Source organism: Chryseobacterium shigense, assembly GCF_014207845.1.
Taxonomy (GTDB): Bacteria; Bacteroidota; Bacteroidia; order Flavobacteriales; family Weeksellaceae; genus Chryseobacterium; species Chryseobacterium shigense_A.
This window is the reverse complement of record NZ_JACHLC010000003.1, coordinates 240,322-265,492: the sequence shown is the minus strand read 5'-3', so window position 1 is coordinate 265,492 and position 25,171 is coordinate 240,322. Positions and strand designations below refer to the sequence as shown.

Sequence of the window (25,171 nt, the reverse complement as noted above, 5' to 3'; positions counted from 1 at the left end):
TACCCGATGAAAATTTTAAAAATTGTATGCCTGATGATTTTAGGCACAGGAAAGCTATTCTCTCAGGAGAACGAGGAAGCAACAAAGAATAACAGGCTGGATTTTACCGCCAATATTCAGAATAACCATTTATGGAGAGGATTGATTATTACAGATAAGCCAGTGGTAATGGGAAATCTTTCTTACGCTTTGGATTCTGAAAAGAAATGGAAAGTTGGTATCTGGGGCGCTTCAGCATTAGCAGATGATAAAGATGGTACCCATTATAAGGAGATCAACTATTACATTCAATATTCACATAACCGTTTCTATATTGGATTGTGGGATCTGTATAACTCCAGAAATATCAATACCGCCGTAGCTGCAGATGACATTTTCAGTTATTCACAGAGAAGAACTGCTCACATCATTGATCTTAGAACGAATTATACTTTCGGGCCTTCTTTTCCGATAAATATTGAAGCAGATGTTATGCTGTACGGGGGAGCCAATGCAGGTGAAGTAGTTTTAGAGGAAGACGGAAGTTATAAAAAGAATAAATATTCTACTTATATCCAGGCAAGTTATCCGGTTATCGCCGGGCAAAAAATAAATCTGGATGCTTTCGTAGGGGCAGGTTTTGCTCTTAACGACCGTAATTTTCTTTATGGAAACGGTAAAAACAGCTTTGATGTTGTGAATGTAGGAGTAAAAGCCACTAAAACTGTCAAAGTTACAGACCATTACAGCCTTCCGGTTTCTATGATGACCATGTGGAATCCTTCTAATAAATATGCAAGAATTCAGCTGGCGGCTACAGTATTTTAATCTGAATTTTAAATTGATTATAAAACCACTTCATTCCGGGGTGGTTTTTATATTGTATGGTTAAAATAATCTAAATTACTTCAAACAGGCAATCACCGGGTTTTTACGGTTTAGTTTTCGCCAAAATCTTACTACTTTTGAAAAAAATAAACCCGGAAACTGCTTTTTTTTAGATGAAAAGTGTAGCACAGAATATCTGCACCTGCGAAAACAGACTGTATAAACGATGAAAGTATTAAAATTTCTGCTCATACTTCTTCTTTTTGCCTCTTGCAAGAGAAAGGAAAATCATGCTTATACTTTTTATTACTGGAAAACACATCTCAGGCTGGATCAGGAAGAGAGAAAAGCTTTAGATCAGGCTTCGGTTCCTTATCTGTACACCAGGTTTTTCGATATCGATAAGGTCCATGGAAAATTTCAGCCGGTTGCCGTTATTACCCGAGACAACAGCTTCCAAACCGGGAAACAGATTGTACCGACTGTTTTCATCACCAATCAGGCTATGTATCAAATCTCATCGGAAGAAATCAGGTTTATTGCCAAAAATATTCATGAACTGGTCCAGAAGAAGGCTAAAGAATATAATGTAAAGATCAACAATGAAATTCAGATCGACTGCGACTGGACAGCAGGAACAAGAGATGATTATTTTAAATTTTTAAAAGAACTTAGAAAAGTTTCGGGAAAAGAAGTTACCTGTACATTGCGCCTTCATCAGGTTAAAGATAAAATCCAGACCGGAATTCCGCCTGTAGAAAAAGTTTACCTGATGTGCTACTCTACTTCCTCGCCACTGGAAAATTCTGACAGGAATTCTATTCTGGACGTGACTATTTTGAAAAGCTATCTTTCCAGGCTGGAAGATTATCCTGTTAAAAAAATGGATGTAGCTTTACCGATCTATTCGTGGGGAATTGTCACCAACCATCTTGAAAAGCATAAATTAATCAATGCTTTATCCCGGAAAGATCTTGAAAACCCAGGATTTAAAAAGATATCTGACAACGAAGTGGAAATTATTAAAGACGGTTTCTATTTCGGAAGCTTCCTCAATAAAGGCTTCAGGATAAAAGTGGAAGAAATATCTGAAGAACAGTTACAGGATGTCACCCGTTTTCTGGAGAAAAAAATACATGATTTTAATATAATTTATTATCAATTAGATAGTAAATTTGTAAGTAACCGGAACTTTTAAAGTTTTGCATTGTAATTATTTATATGATATGGTACACTTTATCAAAATTTAATTATCAGAATAAAAAACACCCATCAACTATATGAAAAAGTATATCCTTTCACTGGCGGTTGTATCGCTTTTTTACACAAAATCTGACGCCTGTGCATGGTCAGACCCAGATTATGAATATTTCAACCTGTTTACCCAGAGCATCATTAAAGATAAATCTTATCTCCCTTTCCTGCTTACGTATTCAAACAGGTTTTATGGAGATTATAAAGGAATTCAGATTCCTGACGATAATATTGAGACATGGAAAAAGTTTTTCAATAACCAGCTGAACTATGCGGAAACGGAAAACCTGGTATACAAGATCAGTATGAATGATCTTAACGCTTTGAAAAACGGAGCACCAACCAATCCTCTATTACAGAAGCTGGGTACGGGATTTTACCAAAAGTACAGGGAAGGCATTGATTATTTAATTGAAGCCAAGTACCTGGAACCTTACATGAGCATTAATTATGTTGAAAGTCCGGATTCGTTTTACAGCTATGGTCCTTCGAAGCAGCAAAATGCCACTTCCATCGATTATGCTAAAACAGTGAACGCGCTTACGTCCCTGTACAATGCAGCAGGAAATCCGGAAATCAAGCAGCGTTATGGGTACCAGCTGGTGCGCTTCAACCATTATACGAGAAATTATGATGCCGCACTGGAAGCTTTCAAAACTTATATAGAACCCATTAAACAAAAAGGGACGGTATATTTTATGGCACTGGACCAGCTTGCAGGCGCTCAGCGGGGAAAACAGATGAATGCTGATGCCAACTGGAATTTTTTCCAGGTTTTTATAAACAGCAAAGACCGTAAAGAATCCGCTTTCGTTTCAATGAAACTTTCGGATACGGCATCTTTCAGCAACATCATGAAAAGAGCCGGCACCAATGATGAAAAGAATATGGCTTATTTCCTATTGGGATATGAAGGTTTTAACAATCCTATTCCTATTATGGAAAAGATGTACGACATCAACCCTGATTCCGAGATCCTGAAAGTAATGGCGGTAAGAAGCATCAATGAGCTTGAAAGAAGCTATCTTCCGATTTATTATTATACTTCCGATACAGCAGGCAATGTATATATACAGAAAGGAAATACGGATGACCATGATAAAGCTTCTACAGATAAGCAATCTGAGCCTGCGGAAGTAAAAAAAGAGGAAAAGCTTTCATTCTGGCAAAAGATTGTAAGGTTTTTCAAAAATCTTTTCGGAGGTTCAAAATCCGGCAGTTCAGATGGGGGTAAAAATGATCAGAGCGATAACGAACTACTGAATAATCCGGACAGAATCCCATTTTATACTCAATCAGGCTATGGTTATGATGAAAAGACTAAGGACTATCTGGATGACCTTGAAAAATTCACCGAAAAAACGAAGAAAGCTTCCAAAGATGAATACTGGCAGATTGCCGATGCCTATCTTAAGTTTCTGAAAAAAGACTATGAAGCCAGTTCCGAAATTCTTGAAGACATCAAAACAACCAATCCGGAATACCTGGAAGAGATCAAAAGAATGAAAGTTCTGAATGATATTGTCTCTCATCCTAAGATAGATGCAGATTTCGAAGATCATATGATGAAGGATTATGCGGATTACTTTGTAAAAAAAGAAGTAAAGAAAGACAGCACCAATACGGATGATTATGATTATTATGGTGAAGTTCCGTCCACTGTGGATTTCCTTAAAGATGTTCTTGCCAACCGTTACTTCCTTCAGGGTGAGGACGGAAAATCTTTCCTGATGAACAATAAGCTTTCGGATCTTCAGTATAACCCGAATTCAAGTCTGGTGAAAAGTGTTGAAGAATTTTATCGGAAACCAAATAAAACCCAGTTTGAACAGCAGATTATTGCCAAAAACATGGATGATGTAGGAAATATTAATGCCTTCTTCAGCATGATCTATGGAGACAGAGCCATGAAACAGGCTGATTTCGAAAAGGCCAAATCCTATTATGAAAAAGCACAGGGCTTTGCAGGAATTCCGAGAATGAATTATGAATGGACGGACAAAGGTGAAAAAATTACTCCAAAACAATATGCAGCCGGTGAATATAACGGTTTCAGGGATATTTCCAATCTGGTTTTTGGGCACAATGTATGGGAAAGTTTCGGAAGTGCTGAAACCGAAAGCATGGAAGCTGAAGATTATTCTGCATTCCCTTTCATCAAAGGCAGCATGAATAAGCTGGAACTGGCAGATGCACTGATTCAGCTTAAAAAGATCAGTAACGGAACGGATGAAAAAGCAGCCAAAGCCAGTCAGCTTATAGGAAATTTATTGTACAACACTTCCAGCTTAGGATATTACCGTCAGCTGTTCGTGATGGATATTGATAACAGCAACGGCGGAAAATATGATTTCTGGAATACAGACAGGAAAAACCCTTACAGGTACTATTATAAGAACTTCCTTTCTACCACTTATATTGAGCCGGATAACTTCGACTCAGCCATCAGTTATTACCAAAAGACCCTGAAATTTTCAAAGGATAAGGAACAGAGAGCAAGGGTTCTTTTTCAGATGGCCAGTGCCGAGCAGGGTAAATATTACCAGTATGAGGCTAAAAATGCATCGAATATAAACTATTCGGATCCTCAGTATTCTGAAAAGGAGCAGGCACACCAGACTGAGCTGGACAATATCAGAAACCAGAAATACAGAACCTATTTTGCCCAGCTGAAATCCCAGTATTCAGATACGGAAACTATGAAAGGCTTATCGGGTAGTTGCAGCTATTTCGGATACTTTTTGAAAAGATAGTTTTTTTAAATATTATAATAAAAAGGAATCATTACGATTCCTTTTTTTCCTGTTGTTTCTGAAGCCACTCTTCATGCTTGTGCTTAAAGAATTCATGCTTATAATCCTGATTTCTCTGTGCTGCATCTATAGAGTGAGAGGTGTGAATATCGCCATCTTCTTCTGCAAAATCAGCAAGTTTCTCATAATAGCAGTGAAGCTGATCCAGTTCTTTCTCAGTAAGATCTTCAATATCTACAATCCTGTTACTGGCTTTTTCATTAGCCGCCAGAAGCTCATTGAGTTTGATCTGTATGGCCTTTGAATCTTTATTCTGAGCCTTCTGGATTAAAAAAACCATTAAAAAAGTAATGATGGTTGTTCCTGTATTAATTACAAGCTGCCAGGTTTCAGAATAATCAAAAACAGGTCCTGAAACGGCCCATACAACCACTACGAGCGCAGCTCCGATAAATGCATATGAACTTCCTGTAAATTTGGTTGCCCAGTCTGAAAATTTTTCAAAAAGATTATTATTCTTTTGGCTCATAATATCAATGCTTTTAATGAATAAATGTATTGAATTAACTTGAATGAGAGATAAGAAAGTTTGGGTTTGGATATAAATGAGGTATGTGAAAGGGCAAAACACTAATGTTTCGGCAGATCCAATTTATAGTTTTGTGTAAGTATATAAAAAATCCGCCCCTAAAAAGGAACGGATTCTATAATCATTGCAAAGTATGCAGTTATCACACTTTAATTTCAACGTCTACACCTGAAGGAAGTTCTAATTTCATTAGAGCATCAACAGTCTTAGAAGAAGAAGAGTAGATATCCATCAATCTCTTGTGAGCAGAAAGTTGGAACTGTTCTCTTGCTTTCTTGTTTACGTGCGGAGATCTCAACACCGTGAAGATTCTCTTATTCGTAGGCAATGGAATCGGTCCGTTTACAACAGCACCGGTAGCCTTTACCGTTTTTACGATTTTCTCAGCAGACTTGTCTACCAAGTTATAATCGTAAGATTTTAGTTTTATTCTGATTCTTTGTGACATTTCTTTAATTTAAAAATTAACCTTTTGCTTTAGCTATGATTTCTTCAGCAACGTTTTGTGGAGTAGCCTGGTACTTCTCTAATTCCATAGAAGAAGTAGCTCTTCCTGATGAAAGTGTTCTTAGAGTAGTAACATATCCAAACATTTCAGAAAGTGGAACAGAACCTTTGATTACAACAGCACCGTTTTTCTCTTCCTGACCACTGATAGTACCTCTTCTCTTGTTAAGGTCACCAATGATGTTACCCATATATTCTTCCGGAGTTACAACTTCCAGTTTCATAATAGGCTCCATAATTACTGGCTTAGCAGCACGTCCCGCTTCTTTAAATCCTAATTTAGCAGCCATTTCAAATGAAAGTGCATCAGAATCCACTGCGTGGAAAGATCCGTCTTTAAGAATAACTTTAATACCTTCAACTTCGAAACCAGCCAAAGGACCGTTTTTCATTGCAGCTTTAAAGCCTTTTTCAATTGCAGGAACAAATTCTCTAGGAACGTTACCTCCTTTGATCTCATTGATGAATTCTAAGCCAATTTTACCTTCTTCTGCAGGTCCTAATTCAAATACGATATCAGCAAATTTACCTTTACCACCAGATTGTTTTTTGTAAACTTCTCTGTGCTGGGCAACTTTTGTTAAGTTTTCTTTGTATTCTACCTGAGGCTGTCCCTGGTTTACTTCAACCTTGAACTCTCTCTTCATACGGTCAACAATGATATCCAAGTGAAGCTCACCCATACCCGAGATGATCGTTTGTCCAGAAGCTTCATCAGTTCTAACAGTAAACGTTGGATCTTCTTCTGCCAATTTAGCTAGAGCGTTACCCATTTTATCCTGGTCAGCTTTAGTTTTAGGCTCAACAGCGATACCAATTACCGGATCTGGGAAAACCATAGATTCAAGAATGATCGGGTTTTTCTCATCACACATAGTATCACCAGTTTTGATAGACTTGAATCCTACCGCTGCACCAATATCACCAGCTTCAATATATTCTACCGGGTTTTGCTTGTTAGCGTGCATCTGATAGATTCTAGAGATTCTTTCTTTATCTCCTGAACGGGTGTTCAAGATGTAAGAACCTGCATCCAGTCTTCCAGAGTATGCTCTGAAGAATGCCAGTCTTCCCACGAACGGGTCAGTAGCAATCTTAAATGCCAAAGCCGCGAAAGGCTCGTTTACATCTGGTTTTCTTGTAATTTCAGCGTCTGTTCTTGGATCAGTACCTTTGATATCATCTTTATCCAATGGAGAAGGCAGGTATTTACATACTGCATCCAACATAAACTGTACTCCTTTATTCTTGAATGAAGAACCACAAGTCATTGGGATAATAGATAAATCGATAGTAGCTTTTCTAAGCGCTTCGTTGATTTCTTCTTCAGAGATTGAATCCGGATCTTCGAAGAATTTCTCCATCAAAGTCTCATCGTAGTCAGCAACAGCTTCTACTAATTTCTCTCTGTATTCAAGAACTTCAGCTTTCATGTCTTCAGGAATTGGCACTACTTCGAAAGTAGCTCCTTGTCCTGCTTCATCCCAGATGATAGCTCTGTTTTTAATTAAGTCAACAACACCTTTGAAATCTTCTTCAGCACCGATTGGTAAAACGATTGGAACTGCATTAGATCCTAACATGTCTTTAACCTGGTTTACCACGTTAAGGAAGTCAGCACCTTGTCTGTCCATTTTGTTTACGAATCCCATTCTAGCAACTTTGTAGTTGTCAGCAAGTCTCCAGTTTGTTTCAGACTGAGGCTCTACTCCATCTACTGCTGAGAATAAGAATACCAATCCATCTAATACTCTCAAAGATCTGTTTACTTCTACTGTAAAGTCAACGTGTCCCGGTGTATCGATAATGTTGAAGTGGTAAGGTTTAGTGTCTGCAACAGGTTTTCCTTGATCTGTTGGAAAGTTCCAAGAACAAGTGGTTGCAGCAGAAGTAATAGTAATACCTCTTTCTGCTTCCTGCTCCATCCAGTCCATTGTAGAAGCACCATCGTGAACTTCACCAATTTTGTGGTTTACCCCTGTATAGAATAAGATTCTTTCTGTAGTAGTAGTTTTACCAGCATCAATGTGAGCGGCAATACCAATATTTCTTGTAAATTTAAGATCTCTACTCATTTCTAATTAGAATTTAAAGTGTGAGAAAGCTTTGTTAGCTTCCGCCATTTTGTGAGTATCAGATTTCTTTTTGAAAGCAGCACCTTCTTCTCTTGAAGCAGCTACTACTTCATTAGCTAATTTCAAAGCCATAGACTTATCATTTCTCTTTTTAGAGTAGCTAATTAACCATTTCATTGCCATAGAAATTTTTCTATCAGCTCTGATTGGCATTGGAATCTGAAAGTTAGCTCCACCTACTCTTCTAGAACGTACTTCTACGTGAGGCATTACATTTGTAAGTGCATCTTTCCAGATTTCAAGTGCAGTTTTTTCAGTTTCTCCTTTTTTAGTTTCTACGATATCTAATGCATCATAGAAAATTTTGAATGCGATTGACTTCTTACCGTCAAGCATTAAGTTGTTTACGAATCTCGTTACCAATTGATCATTAAATTTCGGATCTGGTAACAACGGTCTTTTTTTCGCTTTTGTCTTTCTCATTGCTTTTGTACCTTATTTAATGATTATTTTTTCTTTCCTTTTGCAGGAGCAGCAGCTGCTTGTCCTGGTTTAGGTCTCTTAGCTCCGTACTTAGATCTTCTCTGAGTTCTTCCATTTACACCAGCTGTGTCTAATGCACCTCTTACGATGTGGTAACGTACTCCCGGTAGGTCTTTCACCCTTCCGCCTCTAACCAATACTATCGAGTGCTCTTGAAGATTATGTCCTTCGCCCGGGATATAGGCGTTAACTTCTTTACCGTTAGAAAGTCTTACCCTTGCTACTTTTCTAAGTGCAGAGTTAGGTTTCTTAGGTGTAGTGGTATATACTCTCGTACATACACCACGTCTTTGTGGACAAGAATCAAGGGCAGCCGATTTGCTCTTCTTGGCAAGCGTGGCTCTTCCTTTTCTTACTAATTGTTGAATAGTAGGCATTTAATTGCTTTTTATTTTAGGGTGCAAAAATAGTAATATTTTTTTAATCTGCAAACACTTATATAAAAATTAAAATCAAATACTTACATGCAAAAGCTGTTGCTTCTGACAGGACTAATAAAGAACTGCCGATGTCTATTGAAAAAAAATAAAAGCAGGAAGCTATTTTTCTTAAAGTATACTATATTAAACAATCGTAAAATTTAATTGGTAACCTAATATCATATAAATACAGTTTAACCTTTATTTCCAAACTATTTTAAAAAACTTTCCTATAGTTATCTTCTATTGAAACTCAAGTCTTTTCGGCACGATATTCTCTAAATTTGTTAACATAAAAAATAAACTTATGAAAAATGCAAGTATTATCGGCTTAAAAGAGGCCGACTGTAAAAACATTTCAGAAAAATTAAATATCCTGTTAGCCAATTATTCCGTATTTTACCAAAACACAAGAGGTTCCCACTGGAATATTAAAGGAGATCAGTTTTTCACGCTTCATCCTAAGTTTGAAGAATTATATAACAGTCTTGTGCTGAAAATTGATGAGATCGCGGAAAGAATCCTTACTTTAGGAGCAACTCCAGCCCACAACTACTCAGATTATCTGAAAGTGGCTAGTATTAAAGAGAGCAAAGAAGTAACGGATGCCAACAAAAGTGTTGAGCTTATCCTAAATTCTTTCAAAGTAGTGATTGACCTGCAAAGAGAGCTTCTGGACATTACAGACGCAGCAGGAGATGAAGGAACCAACTCTCAAATGAGTGATTACATTACCGAACAGGAAAAAGAAGTATGGATGTACAATTCTTATTTAGGGAAGTAACCTGCAAAAATCAACCGATTAATAAAAAAATCGTCTTACATTTAGGCGATTTTTATTTTAAATGACTATATTTGCGTTAAAATTACACATATTATGAATGATGTTCGATTAAACTCTATTCTGGATAACGATTTCTATAAAATAACGATGCAAAATGCAGTGGTAAAGCTATTCCCAAGCTCCATTGTAAAATATGAATTCATCAACAGAGGAAAACACCAGTTTCCGGAAGGTTTCGATGCGGCTTTAAAGGAAGCAGTCAACAAAATGGCAGAACTGAAGCTTACCAAGGAAGAAAAAAAATTCATGGCAAGAACCTGTCCTTATATAGATCTGCCCTATCTGGATTTTTTAGAAGGCTATCATTACGATCCGTCTGAGGTAAAGATACACCAGGAAGGCAGCGATCTTTCCGTAACGGTTGAAGGACTTTGGTACAGGACCATTCTCTGGGAAGTTCCCCTTCTTGCTTTGATCAGTGAACTTCATTACGAAATGAACCATATGGAAAGAGATTCCAATGAGATCGTTATGAACAGAACTTTAGAAAAAGCAGATTCACTCGCAAGGCTTGGTGTAAATTTCGCAGAATTCGGGACCAGAAGAAGACATTCCTATAAGGTACAGAATCTGGTGATGGAAGCTTTAACACAAAATAAAGAATCAACCTTCATCGGAAGTTCCAATGTACATTTTGCCATGAAATACAATGTAAAACCAATTGGCACCCATGCACATGAATGGTTTATGTTCCATGCCGCCGAATATGGTTTTAAAATGGCCAACGAAATGGCACTCGAACATTGGGTAGACGTTTACAGAGGTGATCTTGGAGTTGCATTATCAGATACTTATACTACTGATGTTTTCTTCCAGCAGTTTGACAAAAAATTCGCAAAACTGTTTGACGGTGTACGCCATGACAGTGGTGATCCGTTGGAGTTTGCAGACAAAACAATAGCCCACTATCAAAATAACGGAATCAATCCTTTATTTAAATATATCATCTTTTCTGATGCATTAAACCTGGAAAAGGTAGAAGAAATCACCAACTACTGCAAAGGAAAAATCGGGGTATCCTTCGGAATCGGAACCAATCTTACCAACGATGTCGGTTTAAAACCAATGAATATAGTAATGAAGCTGATCGGGGTACAGGCTCCGAACAAAGAGTGGATCCCAACCGTAAAACTTTCCGACGAACATGGAAAATACACCGGAGATCCTAAAATGATCGAACTGGCTAAAGAATTTTTAAGAATAAAAGATTAACACAATGAAACTAAAAACATTTTTAACCTTATCTCTTCTTGCAGGAACATTATCCTTCGCTCAGGAAAAGAAAACAGAAAAACCGAAATTCAATCAGGAACTGGCAACGTCTCTAGGTGCTGATAAATACGGAATGAAACCTTACACGATCATAATGCTCACTTCCGGCCCTACAAAAGTTGAAGACAAAGCCAAAATGGGAGAGCTGATGAAAGGCCATTTAGCCAACATCGGAAAACTGGCTGATGAAGGAAAAATTGTTGTGGCAGGACCTTTCCTTGAGCAAAACAAAGAAAATTACCGAGGTATGTTTATTTTCAACACAAAGTCTAAAGAAGAAGCCGAGCAATGGGTAAAAACTGATCCTGCAGTACAGGCCGGGGTGTTCAGTTATGAAATATTCCCGTGGTATGGATCTGCCGCATTGCCTTTGTATTTAAAACATCATGAGGAAATTTCGAAAGAAAATCCATAATATCATATTACAATGTATAATTTACAGTGAGTCTTTCCGGCTCACTTTTTTTGTTTAATTAAAACTAAAGAAATAATTACTCTGTATCATAATCATAGTAAGTTTTTACTATTTTTAAGAAAACTAAAACCTTTATGAAAACAATAGAAGAAGTCCTTAAAAAACTGGATGATATCATCATCTGGTGCAAAGAAAACCAAAGTCCAGCCGGATATTTTGCATGTACTTACAGAATTATGACCGCTCAGGTTTTAAAGGGAATCCAACAAAAAAAGTTTGAAGACAATCCCAGGATGATTTTATTAGATATTGCTTTTGCCCAAAGATATTTAGACGCGTGGGAAAACTACAGTAAAGGAAAAAAGATCACAAACTCCTGGTATTTGGCCTTTGAAGCAACTAAAAACAAAAACCTTCTGATCTTACAGCATATTTTCTTAGGAATGAATGCTCATATTAATCTTGATCTGGGGATCTCGGCAGCTACAATAATGCCGTATCGGAAAATAAATCCGCTTAAAAAAGATTTTGAAAATATCAACACAGTAATAGCTTCAATCAACCAACAGGTCCAGGATTCTTTAAACAAAATATGCTATCCTGTGGATCTTATCGACAAAATCTCAAATGGTAAAGATAATGCCATTCTGGATTTCGCGATTTCCAAAGCAAGGGAAACTTCCTGGGCCACCGCAGTCATAGCTTCTAATACACCCAATTTTTTAAGAGAATCCGTTATCAATATTGTAGATTATGCTGCAGCAAAAGTGGCATCTCAGATCTTAAATCCTAAGCTCCTTACACCTGCTTTAACTAAAGAACTGAAAAAATGTGAAAGCAATGACATTGTGAAAAATATTGAAATTCTATCCGGAACAAAAACTGTTTAGTCCATATTCATTCTTTCATCTGATAAAATTTTGACGGTTTCCCATAAAAGAAATCAATTTTTCTTTTTGTAATTTTGAAGCATGGAGATGACATATTTAATTATTGGATTTATTGCTGGCGGAATTCTGGGAGCCGTTATTTTGTACTTTGCCTTAAAATCGTCTACGGTTTCAAGAAATTCTTATGATGAACTGAATAATCTGCATATCAAAAATCATTCGGATCTGGAAAATCTTAATCTGAAAGTTCAGGAACTCACCCAAAATATCAACAAAGAAAAAGAACAGAACCAACAACAGACAGACCTGTTGAATGACCTGAAAAATGAATATGCAAAAATTTCTGCAGAATATACCTCATTAAATGCTCAGTTCTCAGAAATGAAACAGCTTAACTCAAAACAGGCTTCCCAGATCGAAAATTTATTAGAAGAGAAGCAAAATATTTTTGCGAAAAACTCTGAGCTTTCTGCAATTAATGACAGCTTAAAAAAATCTGTTGAAACTCAAAAAGAAGAAGTTCTAAAAATTCAGGAAGAAGGTAAATTGCAGTTTGAAAATTTAGCCAATAAAATATTAGAAGAAAAAACAGAGAAGTTTACTGAACAAAACCAACTGAATCTTAAAAATATATTAAATCCCCTTCAGGAAAAAATTAACAATTTTGAAAAAAAGGTAGAAGACACCCACAAAGAAAGTATTGATTATCATGCCGCCCTTCGACAACAAATCATTGGGCTGAAAGATTTAAATATCCAAATGAGCAAGGAGACCTTAAATCTAACTAAAGCCTTAAAAGGTGACAGTAAAATTCAAGGAAACTGGGGAGAATTGGTATTAGAAAGAGTCTTAGAGAAATCAGGTCTGGAGAAAGGAAGAGAATATGAAATTCAGAAAAGCCATTTAACTACCGAAGGAAACCGGGTATTGCCAGATGTTATTGTGAACCTTCCTGACGGAAAGAAAATGATTATTGACTCTAAAGTATCTCTGATTGCTTACGAACGTTATGTGAACGAAGAAAAAGATGAAGAAAGAACTCAATTTCTAAAAGAGCATGTTTTATCTTTAAAAAGACATATTGAACAACTGAGCAGCAAAAATTACCATAGCCTTTATGAAATGGAAAGCCCCGATTTTGTTTTACTGTTTATTCCAATAGAACCTGCTTTTGCCATTGCTCTCAATGAAGACAAACTGCTGTACAACAAAGCATTTGAAAAAAATATCGTAATAGTTACCCCTTCCACATTACTTGCGACTCTTCGGACAATTGACAGTATGTGGACCAACCAGAAGCAACAGGAAAATGCTATAGAAATTGCTCGTCAAGCCGGAGCTTTATATGATAAATTTGATGGTTTTGTTACCAATCTGTTAAAGGTGGGTAAAAAAATGGAAGAAGCCAAAACAGAATATGAAGGAGCTATGAATAAACTGGTTGACGGAAGAGGAAACCTGGTAACCAGCGCTCAAAGATTAAAGGTAATGGGAGCTAAAGCTACAAAATCACTTCCTGAAAACTTAATTACAAGAGCCAAATCTAATGAAGAAAATACTGAGCTACTGGAAGAAAACCCTCCACAAAATCTCATTGATAACAACAGCTTCTTAGATCCGGACAACTAAACATGAAAAAAAACCATATCATTTTCATTGTCAGCATTGTCGTTTTTCTGATTTCTTTGATGTTTCCTGCTGTCTTTACCCAAAAAGGAGGTGAAGTATATGGTTCAGTTTGTTTTCTATGGGGATGGACCGATCTTTACGGAGATGGGATTTCCTGGATAACTAATCCTATACTTTTCTTTTCATGGATTTTCTTGCTGGCCAGACAGCCCAAAATAGCTGCTTTCTTAGGTTTTCTTTCCCTGGGCGCAGCATTATATTATCTGACTGAAACTGAAATAATAGTTAATGAACCGGGACACAAATTCATTATTGCCTCTTATGGTTTAGGATATTATCTGTGGATTGCCAGTTGTGTGACCATGTTTATCGGCAGTTTGCTGCTCTTAAAGTCTAAGCCGGAAATTCAAAATACTCCAAAAAAATAACTTCTATTTAAAAATACTGAAAAAGCCTTTTCATTAAAACTAAACCCGTCTAATCACAAATTTTGCATAATTTTGCAGCATGTTGATAGAGAGTTTTCAGAACGATAAAATAAAAAATGTCACCAAGCTTTTGGCTGACAACAGGTTTCGTAAAAAATCAAAGGTTTTTGTTGTGGAAGGGCAGCAGGAAAATGAAAGAGCTTTACAGTATGATTTTGAACCTGTAGAGTTTTTTATCTGCGAAACCATATTTAAGGGAAAACTTCCGGAAGGCAAAATCCATCATGTAAGTGAAAAAGTTTACGAAAAAATAGCTTACAGAGGAAGTTCTGAAGGAATTATCGGGATTTATAAAACCAAAGAGAATTCACTTTCATCATTTACTCCTAAAGAAAACTCAACCATAATCATTGTGGAAGGAGTAGAAAAACCGGGCAATCTTGGTGCAATTCTGAGAAGTTGTGAAGCTTTTGGAATTGATGCTTTGGTGGTTGCAAACGGAAAAGCTGATTTTTATAACCCTAATGTAATCCGTTCAAGTGTTGGCTGTCTTTTCGGAATGGAAGTTTATGATGCTGAAAATGAAGAAACTTTAAACTTTCTGCAGAAAAACAATTTCAACATCTATACAACACTTATGGATGAAACTGCTGAAGATATTTATAAGAGAGATTTCACACAGCGCTCCGCTGTATTATTCGGAACTGAGCATTCAGGATTAAGTGACTTCTGGATTGGAAAAGGAAAAAACACGCTGATCCCTATGGCAGGAAGCATTGACTCTTTAAATTTGAGTAATGCTGTAGCGATTACCTGCTATGAATCGTTGAGGCAAAAGAAAGATGATATTTAGAAAGGAAGCCTGGTGAAGGAAGAGGGAAGTTGTTCAAGCCATAAAACAAGTTCAAGTCAGTCTCATTGAATAAATCTACTTTTATTAGACGTTTTTGACTTTGAGCATTATACAGGTAACATCATATCATCTTCGAATCTTCCATCCTAAAATATGTGCATAAAAAAACCGTCTCACAGGGTGAAACGGTTCTTTTATTGTTAAGCTTATGCTAGAATTATTTCTTAGCAGCGTCTTTAACTTCTTTAGCAGCATCTTTTGCAGCTCCTTTAGCAGCATCAGCAGCACCTTTAGCAGCGTCAGCAGCAGCTTCAGTTGTAGCTTTAGCAGCATCAACACCAGCAGCAGTTGTAGCAGCAGCAGCATCTTTAGTAGCGTCAACAGCAACGTTAGCAGCTGAATCAATTACTTTAGCAGCAGAATCTGTAACTACAGCAGCAGAATCAGCTACGTTAGCAGCAGCAGAATCAGTAGCTCCTTCAGTAGAAGTAGTTTCAGTTTTTTTACAAGCAACTAGAGAGATTGCAGCGATAGCAGCTACGAATAATGACTTTTTCATAATAAATTAAATTTAATTTTGTTAATATTGTTTTTATAAATTTTCTTCTGTTCTGTTATTTGAACAAGACAAAGGTAGAGCAGATACAAAAGTTGTTTATGAAAAATAATTGTAATACATTTGTAAAATCATTTTACAAAAAAACAATACTGATAATCAACAATTTAATCATTTAATAAAAATTGACAGATTTAGATCTATTACACTTTGAACAGCTAAAAAAAGACGTTCAAACAGAATATTTAAAAAAATCTACCCCTTCCCAGGATGAAATTTCAAAATGGAAAGGGATAGATATCATATATTTCCAGGAGGATCTTCGAAAAAAGGCGAAAGGCAACATCAGCGAAAAATCTTTTTACACCTATTTTAAAACTTCACCGGTTACCAAGCTACCCCGAATTGACATGCTCAATTTACTGAGTGTTTATGCAGGATACGAATCTTGGTACGACTTCAAAAAACAGCATCTTTTTGCGGGAGAATTACTGCAGGAAAATGAAGATTCTGAGCAGGAAGACATCGAAGAACTGGAAAAAACAGTATCCTTATCCCCTGAAATTCCAAAAACTGAAATTCCGGCAAAAAAAATAGAGTTTCAGCCTCAGGAAAACACTGATTTACAAAAATCAAATACTGATAACCAGCCAATTAAAGAAAAAGAAGTAACATTATCCACGGTTGAAACACAACCGTCTGTTTCAAGAAAAAATTTACTCAAAAAAAATGCATGGGCTATTGTTACGACCATTTTAATTGCCGTTACCGGAGTTCTTGGTTTTAAAGACGAAATATTCTCAAAAACTTATAAATACTGCTTTATAGACAAAGACCGCAGTGTTAATGTGATCAATACATTAGATATTATGGTCATCAAAGAAAATGAATCTCCGATTATGTATAAAATAAAGCCCGGAGAATGTTTCCTCTACTCTACCAAAGATAAAAACCTGAAAATGAGGATCAGTGCTCCCTTCTATGAGCCGTTGGAGGTTAACCGGAATCTGGAAAATGCCCCTGAAGAGGAAAAGATAGAGCTGAAACCGGATGATTATAAAATGGCAGCCTATTATTTCTCAATTAAAGATGTAAAAGGCGGAACTTCTGCAGAACAGGTTGCCCTTATTAAACAGAAAAGAAATCAATTGGAAAGCCTTATCAGCAATAATGCAGTGATTTACCAGGTATACGACAATAATACTTATGGTATAGAAAGGCTTGATAAGCAAAAATATATTACACTCGTTACAACCCCTACCACATCTCTGAAAAACCTCAGTGTTATAGAGATGAAAAAGGACAGTAAAGGAAAAATAGTATCCATCAAATTTAAAATCGCATCTACAGATGAAAAGAATAAATAATTTTTTAATTTTCGCATTACTTTTTTTAGCATTTGTTTCCTGCAATAATAAAAAGAGAGAAGTAAGCGATCTGGATATGCTAAGAAACAGCAACAATGTAAAAAGCTATCCTGCTGTACAGATGGATAGTATGCAGGCCATAAACTCCATTACCAAGCAGAAAGTACAGGAACTTCTGGACCTCTCCACCCTATATCTTTCCGGCAATAGAAATACAGAAGTAGATTCGTTCATTTATTCCCAAATGGAAAGCTATTTTCATAAACCGGATTCCGCAACTTTTAAAAACCTGTTCAGAGAGCTGGACAGCCTGAAAGTAAAATCCGTGAAAGTAAACAGCCTGAACGTGTATAAAGAATTCTATAAAAAAGATACACTGGATTATGCCCGCTTCAATCTTGAATATTTTGATGCAAAAAATAAATCTTTGGGAACTTTTGAGAAAAATGCACAGTATATTTTGCTTTCCACCCCAATGATCAAGAAAGAATTTAAATTCTATTTCCTGGATTTCTACTCTGATCCGGTAAAGAAAGACAGCACCTCTGTTGGAGTAACCAAATAGTCTAAAGGAATATCATTTTCCCATACATCATCAATTCTCTCATCAGGATTGAAATAATTGACACCAATTTTTCTGGATGTCTCGGAAATACTTTGGAAAAACGCATCGTAAAAACCTTTTCCATAGCCTATCCTGTTTCCTCTGCCGTCACAGTAAAGCAAAGGAGTAATTACATAATCAAAGTGCTGCTCCCCGGAATCTTCATTAGAAACAGGCTCCGGAATTCCCCATTCACTGGTTTCAAATGCTGTTTCACTATTAATTTCTACTGAGAACAGGTTTCCTGCAACGACTTTAGGTACAAAAACATGCATATTTTTATCCAGGAAAGCCTCAATAAAGATTTTTGTATCAATCTCTTTAAACTTTTTAATCGGAAGGAAAATATGTACTTTCTGGCCTGTTTCGGGTTTAAAATAATCCAGGAAGTTCTTAAGTATTTTTTCAGATAACAGAAAAGCCTCATCTACTGACAAGGCTTTTCTTTTTTGCATATATTCTTTTCTAAGCTCAGCTTTTAACATGGCTTATGCGTTTTCAGTTTGTGCAATTTTATATAATTTGTCAGACAGACGAACTCTGAAAGGAAGTTCAAAAGTAATCTGATCACCTGTTTTTGCAGTTTCACAAGGTCCTCCGTTTGCATAAATCTGCGTAATTGTAACCTCCTGATCACCTGTTGTTGGTCCTGAAATCAAAACCTTATCTCCAACTGAAAGTTCTTTGTTTTCAATCAGGAACTGGGCGATTTTTGATTTTGAATAATAATGTTCCGCCTTTCCGATTAATGTCTTTTTAACTTTTATTTTCTGACGAATATCTTTTGTTTCAGCCATTGTAGCTTTCCCTAAAGGCTGGGTTGATAAATCTCCCGAATTTTTGAATTTCAAAGCATCCGATTTTCCTTTTCTGAAAACCTTGTTCCCAACCTGAAGTCCTTTTCTTAATTTCACCTGTTCATCCCATGGCAAATGTATGGTTTCCTGGCATTCTGTAGAACAGCAGTTTTCCATCGCAGCTTTACATTCATCACATTGGATAAATAATAAATGACAGGCATCATTGGCACAATTCGTATGGTCATCGCAAGGTTTTCCACACTGATGGCACTGTGCAATGATATCGTCTGTAATTCTCTCTCCCAAACGGTGATCAAAAACAAAGTTTTTACCAATGAACTTACTTTTTATGTCTTCCTCTTTTATCTGGCGGGTATATTCAATAATTCCTCCTTCCAGCTGGAAAACATTCTTAAAACCCTGATGCTTGAAGTAGGCACTCGCTTTTTCACAACGAATTCCCCCTGTACAGTACATCAGCAGGTTTTTATCTTCTTTAAAATCCTGTAACTGCTCATTGATAATTGGCAGACTTTCCCTGAAATTTTCCACATCAGGGGTAATAGCCCCTTCAAAATGCCCTACTTCACTTTCGTAATGATTCCTGAAATCCACTACAATAGTATTCGGATCTTCAAGCATATTATTAAATTCCTGTGCTTTTAAATGGATTCCTTTATTGGTAACATCAAAAGTATCATCATTCAAACCGTCAGCAACAATTTTGTGTCTTACTTTTATGGTCAGTTTTAAAAAAGAATGATTGTCCTGTTCAACCGCTACATTCAAACGGATTCCTTTCATAAAATCATAAACTTCCAGCGTATCCCGAAAAGCCTCAAACTGGTCTGCAGGAACACTCATCTGAGCGTTAATGCCTTCATGAGCAACATAAATACGGCCAAGTGCATCAAGTGCATTCCAGGCTATAAATAGTTCATCGCGAAATTTTTTGGGATCTTCAATTTTGGCATACGCATAGAAAGACAATGTAAGGCGTTCCTCACCGGCTTCATCAATAAGCTGAGCTCTTTCTTCTGCGCTTAAGGTGTTGTACAGTTGCATGCTATAAACGTTTTAAGTGAGAAAAATTTTTGCAAATATAATCATTTTTACATTGAACCTGCTTATCCGGTAAAGCATAATGAGTAATTTAATGACCTGTAATAATAATCCGTGAAAGACTTTTGGTTTATTGTTGTATCTTAATACCTGACATTTTTACTGTTACCGCTTTACAAAATGTCATATTTTCGGTTTAAGAATATTTTAAGTTTTGTTAATACATCATTGAGGATTATGACATAATTTATAAAATGGCATAATAGCCGTTAAATTTTAGTTAAAATTGAAACATAGCATACTAATTGCTTACTTATTTAACATTAAATTTGTTTACGATAAAACAAAAATCAATAAATAAAAAGAAAGATATACAATGAAGAGTACTTTAAAAAAACTATTACCATTTGCAGTAGTGGGAGTTGTCTCAGGAGCTACTACCGTTGGGACAATACAATATTTCGGTCAACATTCCAATAATGGCGACCCATCTTATTTTACAGCAGCCGCTCCAAACGCATCATTTGTAGGAATGAATACGGGGGTTGTGGGTGACGATTTTGTAAAAGCATCAAAAACAACGGTTCCGGCTGTTGTTACTATTAAAAATTACCAAAGCAGAGGAACGAGCAGAGCTTCAGAACAGGATCTGTTTGATTTCTTCTTCGGAGATCCTTTGGGAGGAGGAGGAAGAGGCCAGCAGAGACAGAAGCAGGCTCCGGACAATATGCCTTCAGGAATGGGATCCGGGGTGATTATTTCGCCGGACGGATACATTATCTCTAACAACCACGTTGTGGCAGGGGCTAATAAACTGGAAGTGGTTTTAAGCAATAAAAAATCTTATATCGCAACTTTGGTAGGAACAGACCCTAATACGGACATCTCACTATTAAAGATTGAAGAAAAAGGACTTCCTTATTTAAATTTTGCCAATTCAGACAATATTGAAGTAGGACAATGGGTACTTGCAGTAGGAAACCCGTTGGGATTAAACTCTACGGTAACTGCAGGAATTGTTTCTGCTAAAGGCAGAGGAATCGGAATCCTTGGAGGCCAGGGAAAAGCAACCAACCCAATTGAAAGCTTTATCCAGACCGATGCCGCCATTAACCCCGGTAACTCAGGAGGAGCGCTGGTAAATGTTAATGGTGACCTTATCGGTATTAACTCTGCCATCCAGTCTACCACAGGATATTATCAGGGGTACGGATTTGCCGTTCCTTCCAATTTAGCAAGAAAAATTGTTGAGGATATCAAGAAGTTCGGAATTGTACAGAGAGGATTCTTAGGAGTTTCATCATTAGATCTTTCCAACGATCAGCAGGTGGCTGCCTATAATCAACAGTATAAAACCAGTATCAAATCCGGTTCGGGGGTTTATGTTACAGGATTTGGAGATAACAGCGGCGCGGAAGATGCAGGTCTTAAAAAAGGTGACATCATTACTAAAATAGACAGTTATGACATTACTGATTTTGCTGATCTTTCCATGTCTATCGGAAGCAAGCGTCCTGGAGATAAAGTTCAGGTAACTTATTCAAGAAACGGTAAAGAAAACACAACTACAGTAACGCTGAAAGACCAGAAAGGAGGAACTTCAACAAGAACAAAAGCTGATCTGAGCGTCACTGAGAAAATAGGGGCAGATTTCGATCCGCTTAATGAAAAATTCAAAACAGAATATGGCCTGAATAGTGGCGTTGTTGCCAAAAATGTAAGCGAAGGAAGTGAGATGGCCAAAATCGGAATTGTAGACAATTACATCATTATAGAAATCAACGGTAAACCGGTCAATTCACAGAAAGATGTAGAAAAGATCCTTGATAAATACCAGGGTAATGTACAGGTGAAATTCGTGGACGACTACGGAAGAATCTATACCAAAGGATTCAAGATGCCTTAATCAAGCAGACAACTGTCTTCTCATATTAACAAAAAACGCTGCAGATGTTGCAGCGTTTTTTTATTTTGTTTTGTTCATTTTCTCGGCAATTCTTCTTTTATTCTTCCGCTCATAAATCACTGCTACAATCTTCCCTCCTATCCACGAAAACGGGAAAAAAGTGAGAAAAATAGAGATCTTATAAAACGTAGGATGATACGGAAATACAATAACATCCAGCATGGCTATAAAAAGCATGATAAAGCCGATAAGAATAGCATATGCCACTTTAGCATACTTCACAATAAGCGCAGTAGCCACACCCCCTATCGTTGTTCCAAGCCCGGAAATAAACAGCAGAAACCCGAAAAATGCATTATCGCCTCTCATACTGTAAAGAAACCTTTGCCAGTGCTCAAAAGGAGCAAAAGCCTCGAAAGTGATCCATTGCGGAAAAACTCTTATCCCAAGAGTAATAATAAGCCCTGTTATAGCAAGGCCTACAAGAATCGCAAATGTATTTCTTATAAAATTCATTAATCCTGATGTGCAATCATAGAAATTTCAATATCAACGTTCTTAGGCAGGCATGAAACCTGTACAGTTTCACGGGCCGGGTAGCTGTCTGCATCAAGATATGAGGCATAAATATCATTCATTACTGCAAAATCATCCATACTTTTAAGGAAGATGGTAGCTTTCACTACATTTTTGAAGGTCATTCCTGCTTCAGTAAGAATAGCCTGAAGGTTTTTCATAACCTGGTGTGTTTCCTTCTCAATTCCCTCTACCAGTTTACCAGTTGCAGGATCTACAGGGATTTGCCCGGAGATGTATAAAACCCCGTTTGCCATATTAGCTTGTGAATAAGGCCCTATTGCTGCAGGTGCATTAACTGTGTTGATTATTTGTTTCATATACGGATATTTATTTTTTTCTGAGGTTCTATGCAATCACCGGCAGTGGTCACATTGGAATGTATTCTGGTGCAAATATAAAATTTATATTTACAATTGTCAATCTGATATTAGAAAGGTGCACCAGGCTGTGTGAAACTTCTGTCTTTATACTTCAGGGCATCACTTAAGATATTGGCTTTGATACCGATGAAGAAGTCATATACTTTATACTGCCCGAAAGGAACCCAGTTAAAATTGATTGTAAAACTTCTCTGATCTCTGGAAAACCCGATTCTTGTATAGGCAAGATCTTTCGTCACCAGGTCAAAATGCGTGCTTCCATTGATATTCCAGTATGGAGTAAGTTTGATGCTTCCGTCCAGACCTACGGAGGCAATCTTGGTCCCAAGAGCCGATAAGCCTTTTGAGTAAGCATAGTTGGCATTGATATTCAACGTCCATGCCTGATCGAAATGGGCATAATTATCATCATCAAAATAATAATTTTCATTTCTTACCTCTCCTTTCGCAGGATACTTTTTAGCATAATCTGTTTTCTCGCCGAAAATCTCGCTGCTTAAAGGATATGATAACTGCACGTTGAATCCCTGTACACTGAAATGTCCGAACTGTTCCGTTCTTACTCCCTGTGTTGCACCCGGAGCAAAAACTATCTTATAAGGATCCAGTGAAAGGCTGGTATTAACGTTTAATTTATTGTTAAAGAAAGAAGACTGCCCATTGATGCTGAATACAGACCACGGGTGATCTTTTGCTGCAAAATTATAGTTCCCTGAAAGATTAAGAGATTCAAAGATTTTTATCTTCTTCACACCGGTAGAATCACTTTTAGACTTCACCTTCATTTCAATATTGTTCCCGATATTAAATCCTAAAGCTCCTACCACACCGCTTGACGGACTTCCCACAATTCCTTTTTCAAAAATAGAATAAGGTGTCAAAGCTCCTTCCGCATTATAATAATTCTTATAATATCCGAACCCTGGACTTGAGAAATCCGGTGAATAGGTAAAGCTAAGGCTTGGCGTCATCATATGTCTTACCGCTTCTACAGCAGAACCTTTTTTGAATTTCAACATTCCGTAAAGGGTTGTCTGGAGGCTGGCAGATGAAGAAAAGGTAGAATATCCTGCTATATTCTTCTGGATTTCATCAACATCCACATTATTTACAGGATCATAATATTTCTTAAGAGTTTTTGTTGTTAAAGCATTATCAACTGTTGCACTTAAGCTGAATGTAAAATATTTGGCAATGGTTGTATTGGTTCCCAAAGCAATGTTATTTTTAAGCCCTGTCTGCATTTTATCCCACATTGCCTTTGTAAAAAGTTCATTCTCCTGTGTGGTTACAAAGTTGGTCAGGTTAAAGCCTGTATTCACGGTGATATTTTCAAGAAGCCCCTGTCTTACCCCTGTTTTGGATTTAAACAGATAAAACTGGTTAATCGCCACGTTCATCTGCGGAAGACGAAGGTCTGCAAGCCCGGTAGCAAAGTTCTGGGAATACGATGCTGTTCCTGTGATGGTAACAGGCAGTTTCAGGAATCTTTTGGTAACTGTTACCGCTGAACTCTGCTGGGTGTTCAGAACATTCTGGTTGAAAATGTAGTTGTTATTAAGCGGATTGTTATAAAATTTGGTACTTACAATATCCACGGAAGCACTGAAAGTCAGGAAAGGATTAGCCTTTGTGTCCTGTGTGTGAGTCCATGCAATTCTGTAGGTGCTGTTCTTGGTATAATCATCCAGACCTTTGATTCCTCTTACCATAGTTCCCACATCTGCTGTAAATGTTCCGGAATACCGGTATTTTTTCAGGTAATTCATCTGCGGTCTTAAGTTCCAGCTTCCTTTGGTATAAATATCGGCAAGTACTTTAAGGTCAAAATGTTCCCCTATCGGCTGATAATATCCTAATCCATTAAGGAAAAAACCTACATCTTCCCTTTCCCCGAAACTTGGAATCAGGATACCGGCTGCCCTCTTTTGTGAAAACGGAAGAATGGCAAACGGAAGAATAAGCGGAGTAGGCACTTTTTCTATATACATCTGGATAGGCCCTGTAACGATCTGCGATTTATCTTTATTCTTGATAAGCTTGATGTTGGATGCACGCATAAAGTAATCCGAAACGGTATCTTTTTTCTTGATATAATATTCGTCCGTAGTATAATCCGCATTTCTCATTGCGAAAACGGAATCGTTATATTTTTTTGTTTTCTGTGCGGTAATTACTCCTTCGCTTTCTTCTGTTCTTGCATTGAAAGCTATGGCCTGTTTTGTTTTTGTGTTGTAACTGAACTCATTGGTTTCATATTTTTTACCGGCCTGAGTTGTTATTACAGGTTCAATGATCTTGCCTAAAGAATCCAGTTTTCCGCGTGCGTAGATTAAATTTTTATTATCATCAATAGAGATATAATCTGCATCTATCTGCATATCCTGATACTTTACCTGGGCATTTTTATTCAGAAACGTCATCTTTTTGGGAACATCTCTTCGCTGATCATCCGCTTTTGTATGGAGAATATCATCTAAAGCTTCCTTTTTTACAACAATGGTATCCTTTTTGGAAATAGTATCATTAACCGCATTTTTAGGCAATTTTTCAGGTGTTTTCTGTGCTAAAAAATTGTTAAAAATTAGGATAATTAAAATTTGTAATATATTTTTGAGGACGGTTTTGGCCAATTTTAT

General features: G+C 36.9%; 24 protein-coding genes. 13 read left to right on the top strand and 11 right to left on the bottom strand.

Features of this window, described 5'->3' with window-relative positions:
* The first annotated feature begins 33 nt into the window (after window positions 1-33).
* The 3 genes from HNP36_RS13960 (at window position 34) to HNP36_RS13950 (ending at window position 4,814) form a co-directional block, all read left to right on the top strand.
* Window positions 34-807: a hypothetical protein gene (locus HNP36_RS13960; RefSeq protein WP_410494190.1), complete on the top strand. Its 774-nt coding sequence runs from the start codon at window positions 34-36 to the stop codon at window positions 805-807.
* A 226-nt stretch (window positions 808-1,033) separates the two neighbouring features.
* A complete protein-coding gene (locus HNP36_RS13955; protein ID WP_184164756.1) occupies window positions 1,034-2,005 on the top strand; it encodes a hypothetical protein in 972 nt (323 codons plus the stop codon).
* An 82-nt stretch (window positions 2,006-2,087) separates the two neighbouring features.
* Window positions 2,088-4,814, top strand: coding sequence for a hypothetical protein (locus HNP36_RS13950; protein WP_184164753.1), 2,727 nt, complete (start codon window positions 2,088-2,090; stop codon window positions 4,812-4,814).
* A gap of 31 nt (window positions 4,815-4,845) precedes the next feature.
* On the opposite strand, the gene HNP36_RS13945 is transcribed toward HNP36_RS13950, so the two are convergent.
* The 5 genes from HNP36_RS13945 to rpsL all read right to left on the bottom strand — a co-directional run bounded on the left by HNP36_RS13945 (window position 4,846) and on the right by rpsL (window position 8,905).
* On the bottom strand, window positions 4,846-5,343 hold the full coding sequence (locus HNP36_RS13945) for a low affinity iron permease family protein (RefSeq protein ID WP_184164750.1): 498 nt from the start codon (window positions 5,341-5,343) through the stop codon (window positions 4,846-4,848).
* Between the two features lie 202 nt (window positions 5,344-5,545).
* On the bottom strand, window positions 5,546-5,851 hold the full coding sequence (rpsJ, locus tag HNP36_RS13940; RefSeq protein ID WP_002661363.1) for a 30S ribosomal protein S10: 306 nt from the start codon (window positions 5,849-5,851) through the stop codon (window positions 5,546-5,548).
* Window positions 5,852-5,867: 16 nt separating this feature from the next.
* On the bottom strand, window positions 5,868-7,985 hold the full coding sequence (fusA, locus tag HNP36_RS13935) for an elongation factor G (protein ID WP_184164747.1): 2,118 nt from the start codon (window positions 7,983-7,985) through the stop codon (window positions 5,868-5,870).
* A gap of 6 nt (window positions 7,986-7,991) precedes the next feature.
* The gene (gene rpsG / locus HNP36_RS13930) at window positions 7,992-8,468 is read right to left on the bottom strand and encodes a 30S ribosomal protein S7 (protein WP_034677991.1); all 477 of its coding nucleotides are present in this window, start codon (window positions 8,466-8,468) and stop codon (window positions 7,992-7,994) included.
* 23 nt (window positions 8,469-8,491) lie between these two features.
* Entirely contained in the window at window positions 8,492-8,905 is a 414-nt protein-coding gene (rpsL, locus tag HNP36_RS13925) for a 30S ribosomal protein S12 (protein ID WP_002983146.1), read from the bottom strand.
* A 349-nt stretch (window positions 8,906-9,254) separates the two neighbouring features.
* On the opposite strand from rpsL, the gene HNP36_RS13920 reads away from it, so the two are divergent.
* From HNP36_RS13920 to HNP36_RS13890, 7 genes are all read left to right on the top strand, one after another.
* The gene (locus HNP36_RS13920; protein WP_184164744.1) at window positions 9,255-9,731 is read left to right on the top strand and encodes a Dps family protein; all 477 of its coding nucleotides are present in this window, start codon (window positions 9,255-9,257) and stop codon (window positions 9,729-9,731) included.
* Between the two features lie 93 nt (window positions 9,732-9,824).
* Complete coding sequence (gene pncB, locus HNP36_RS13915) at window positions 9,825-11,003, top strand: nicotinate phosphoribosyltransferase (protein WP_184164741.1); 1,179 nt, start codon at window positions 9,825-9,827, stop codon at window positions 11,001-11,003.
* A 4-nt stretch (window positions 11,004-11,007) separates the two neighbouring features.
* The gene (locus tag HNP36_RS13910; RefSeq protein WP_184164738.1) at window positions 11,008-11,478 is read left to right on the top strand and encodes a YciI family protein; all 471 of its coding nucleotides are present in this window, start codon (window positions 11,008-11,010) and stop codon (window positions 11,476-11,478) included.
* Between the two features lie 134 nt (window positions 11,479-11,612).
* Window positions 11,613-12,368, top strand: a complete 756-nt coding sequence (locus tag HNP36_RS13905; RefSeq protein ID WP_184164735.1) for a DUF5995 family protein — start codon at window positions 11,613-11,615, stop codon at window positions 12,366-12,368.
* A gap of 81 nt (window positions 12,369-12,449) precedes the next feature.
* Window positions 12,450-13,997 (top strand): DNA recombination protein RmuC, encoded by a 1,548-nt coding sequence (gene rmuC / locus HNP36_RS13900; RefSeq protein WP_184164732.1) that lies wholly within the window; start codon window positions 12,450-12,452, stop codon window positions 13,995-13,997.
* Between the two features lie 2 nt (window positions 13,998-13,999).
* Window positions 14,000-14,425, top strand: coding sequence for a hypothetical protein (locus HNP36_RS13895; RefSeq protein WP_184164729.1), 426 nt, complete (start codon window positions 14,000-14,002; stop codon window positions 14,423-14,425).
* Between the two features lie 79 nt (window positions 14,426-14,504).
* Window positions 14,505-15,278 (top strand): TrmH family RNA methyltransferase, encoded by a 774-nt coding sequence (locus HNP36_RS13890; protein ID WP_184164726.1) that lies wholly within the window; start codon window positions 14,505-14,507, stop codon window positions 15,276-15,278.
* A gap of 217 nt (window positions 15,279-15,495) precedes the next feature.
* Here the strand turns inward: HNP36_RS13890 and HNP36_RS13885 are convergent, their stop codons facing one another.
* A complete protein-coding gene (locus tag HNP36_RS13885) occupies window positions 15,496-15,837 on the bottom strand; it encodes a hypothetical protein (protein WP_184164723.1) in 342 nt (113 codons plus the stop codon).
* A gap of 182 nt (window positions 15,838-16,019) precedes the next feature.
* Here HNP36_RS13885 and HNP36_RS13880 point away from each other — a divergent pair, with 182 nt between their 5' ends.
* Both HNP36_RS13880 and HNP36_RS13875 read left to right on the top strand, forming a co-directional pair.
* Complete coding sequence (locus tag HNP36_RS13880; protein ID WP_184164720.1) at window positions 16,020-17,201, top strand: hypothetical protein; 1,182 nt, start codon at window positions 16,020-16,022, stop codon at window positions 17,199-17,201.
* Window positions 17,185-17,766 carry a hypothetical protein gene (locus HNP36_RS13875; protein WP_184164717.1) on the top strand — a complete coding sequence of 194 codons (582 nt, stop codon included), beginning with the start codon at window positions 17,185-17,187 and terminating at the stop codon, window positions 17,764-17,766. The genes HNP36_RS13880 and HNP36_RS13875 overlap by 17 nt, the downstream gene beginning before the upstream one ends.
* Here the strand turns inward: HNP36_RS13875 and HNP36_RS13870 are convergent.
* Window positions 17,715-18,260 (bottom strand): 5-formyltetrahydrofolate cyclo-ligase, encoded by a 546-nt coding sequence (locus HNP36_RS13870; RefSeq protein ID WP_317168974.1) that lies wholly within the window; start codon window positions 18,258-18,260, stop codon window positions 17,715-17,717. The two genes, HNP36_RS13875 and HNP36_RS13870, sit on opposite strands and share 52 nt — an antisense overlap.
* A 33-nt stretch (window positions 18,261-18,293) precedes the next feature.
* The gene (locus tag HNP36_RS13865) at window positions 18,294-19,670 is read right to left on the bottom strand and encodes a rhodanese-related sulfurtransferase (protein ID WP_184164711.1); all 1,377 of its coding nucleotides are present in this window, start codon (window positions 19,668-19,670) and stop codon (window positions 18,294-18,296) included.
* A 373-nt stretch (window positions 19,671-20,043) separates the two neighbouring features.
* On the opposite strand from HNP36_RS13865, the gene HNP36_RS13860 reads away from it, so the two are divergent.
* Window positions 20,044-21,573, top strand: a complete 1,530-nt coding sequence (locus tag HNP36_RS13860; RefSeq protein ID WP_184164708.1) for a trypsin-like peptidase domain-containing protein — start codon at window positions 20,044-20,046, stop codon at window positions 21,571-21,573.
* A gap of 60 nt (window positions 21,574-21,633) precedes the next feature.
* Here the strand turns inward: HNP36_RS13860 and HNP36_RS13855 are convergent, their stop codons facing one another.
* The 3 genes from HNP36_RS13855 to HNP36_RS13845 form a co-directional block, all read right to left on the bottom strand.
* Window positions 21,634-22,089, bottom strand: a complete 456-nt coding sequence (locus HNP36_RS13855) for a hypothetical protein (RefSeq protein ID WP_184164705.1) — start codon at window positions 22,087-22,089, stop codon at window positions 21,634-21,636.
* The gene (locus HNP36_RS13850) at window positions 22,089-22,469 is read right to left on the bottom strand and encodes a RidA family protein (RefSeq protein ID WP_184164702.1); all 381 of its coding nucleotides are present in this window, start codon (window positions 22,467-22,469) and stop codon (window positions 22,089-22,091) included. The genes HNP36_RS13855 and HNP36_RS13850 overlap by 1 nt, the downstream gene beginning before the upstream one ends.
* Window positions 22,470-22,579: 110 nt before the next feature.
* The gene (locus HNP36_RS13845; RefSeq protein WP_184164699.1) at window positions 22,580-25,165 is read right to left on the bottom strand and encodes a putative LPS assembly protein LptD; all 2,586 of its coding nucleotides are present in this window, start codon (window positions 25,163-25,165) and stop codon (window positions 22,580-22,582) included.
* Window positions 25,166-25,171: the final 6 nt, after the last annotated feature.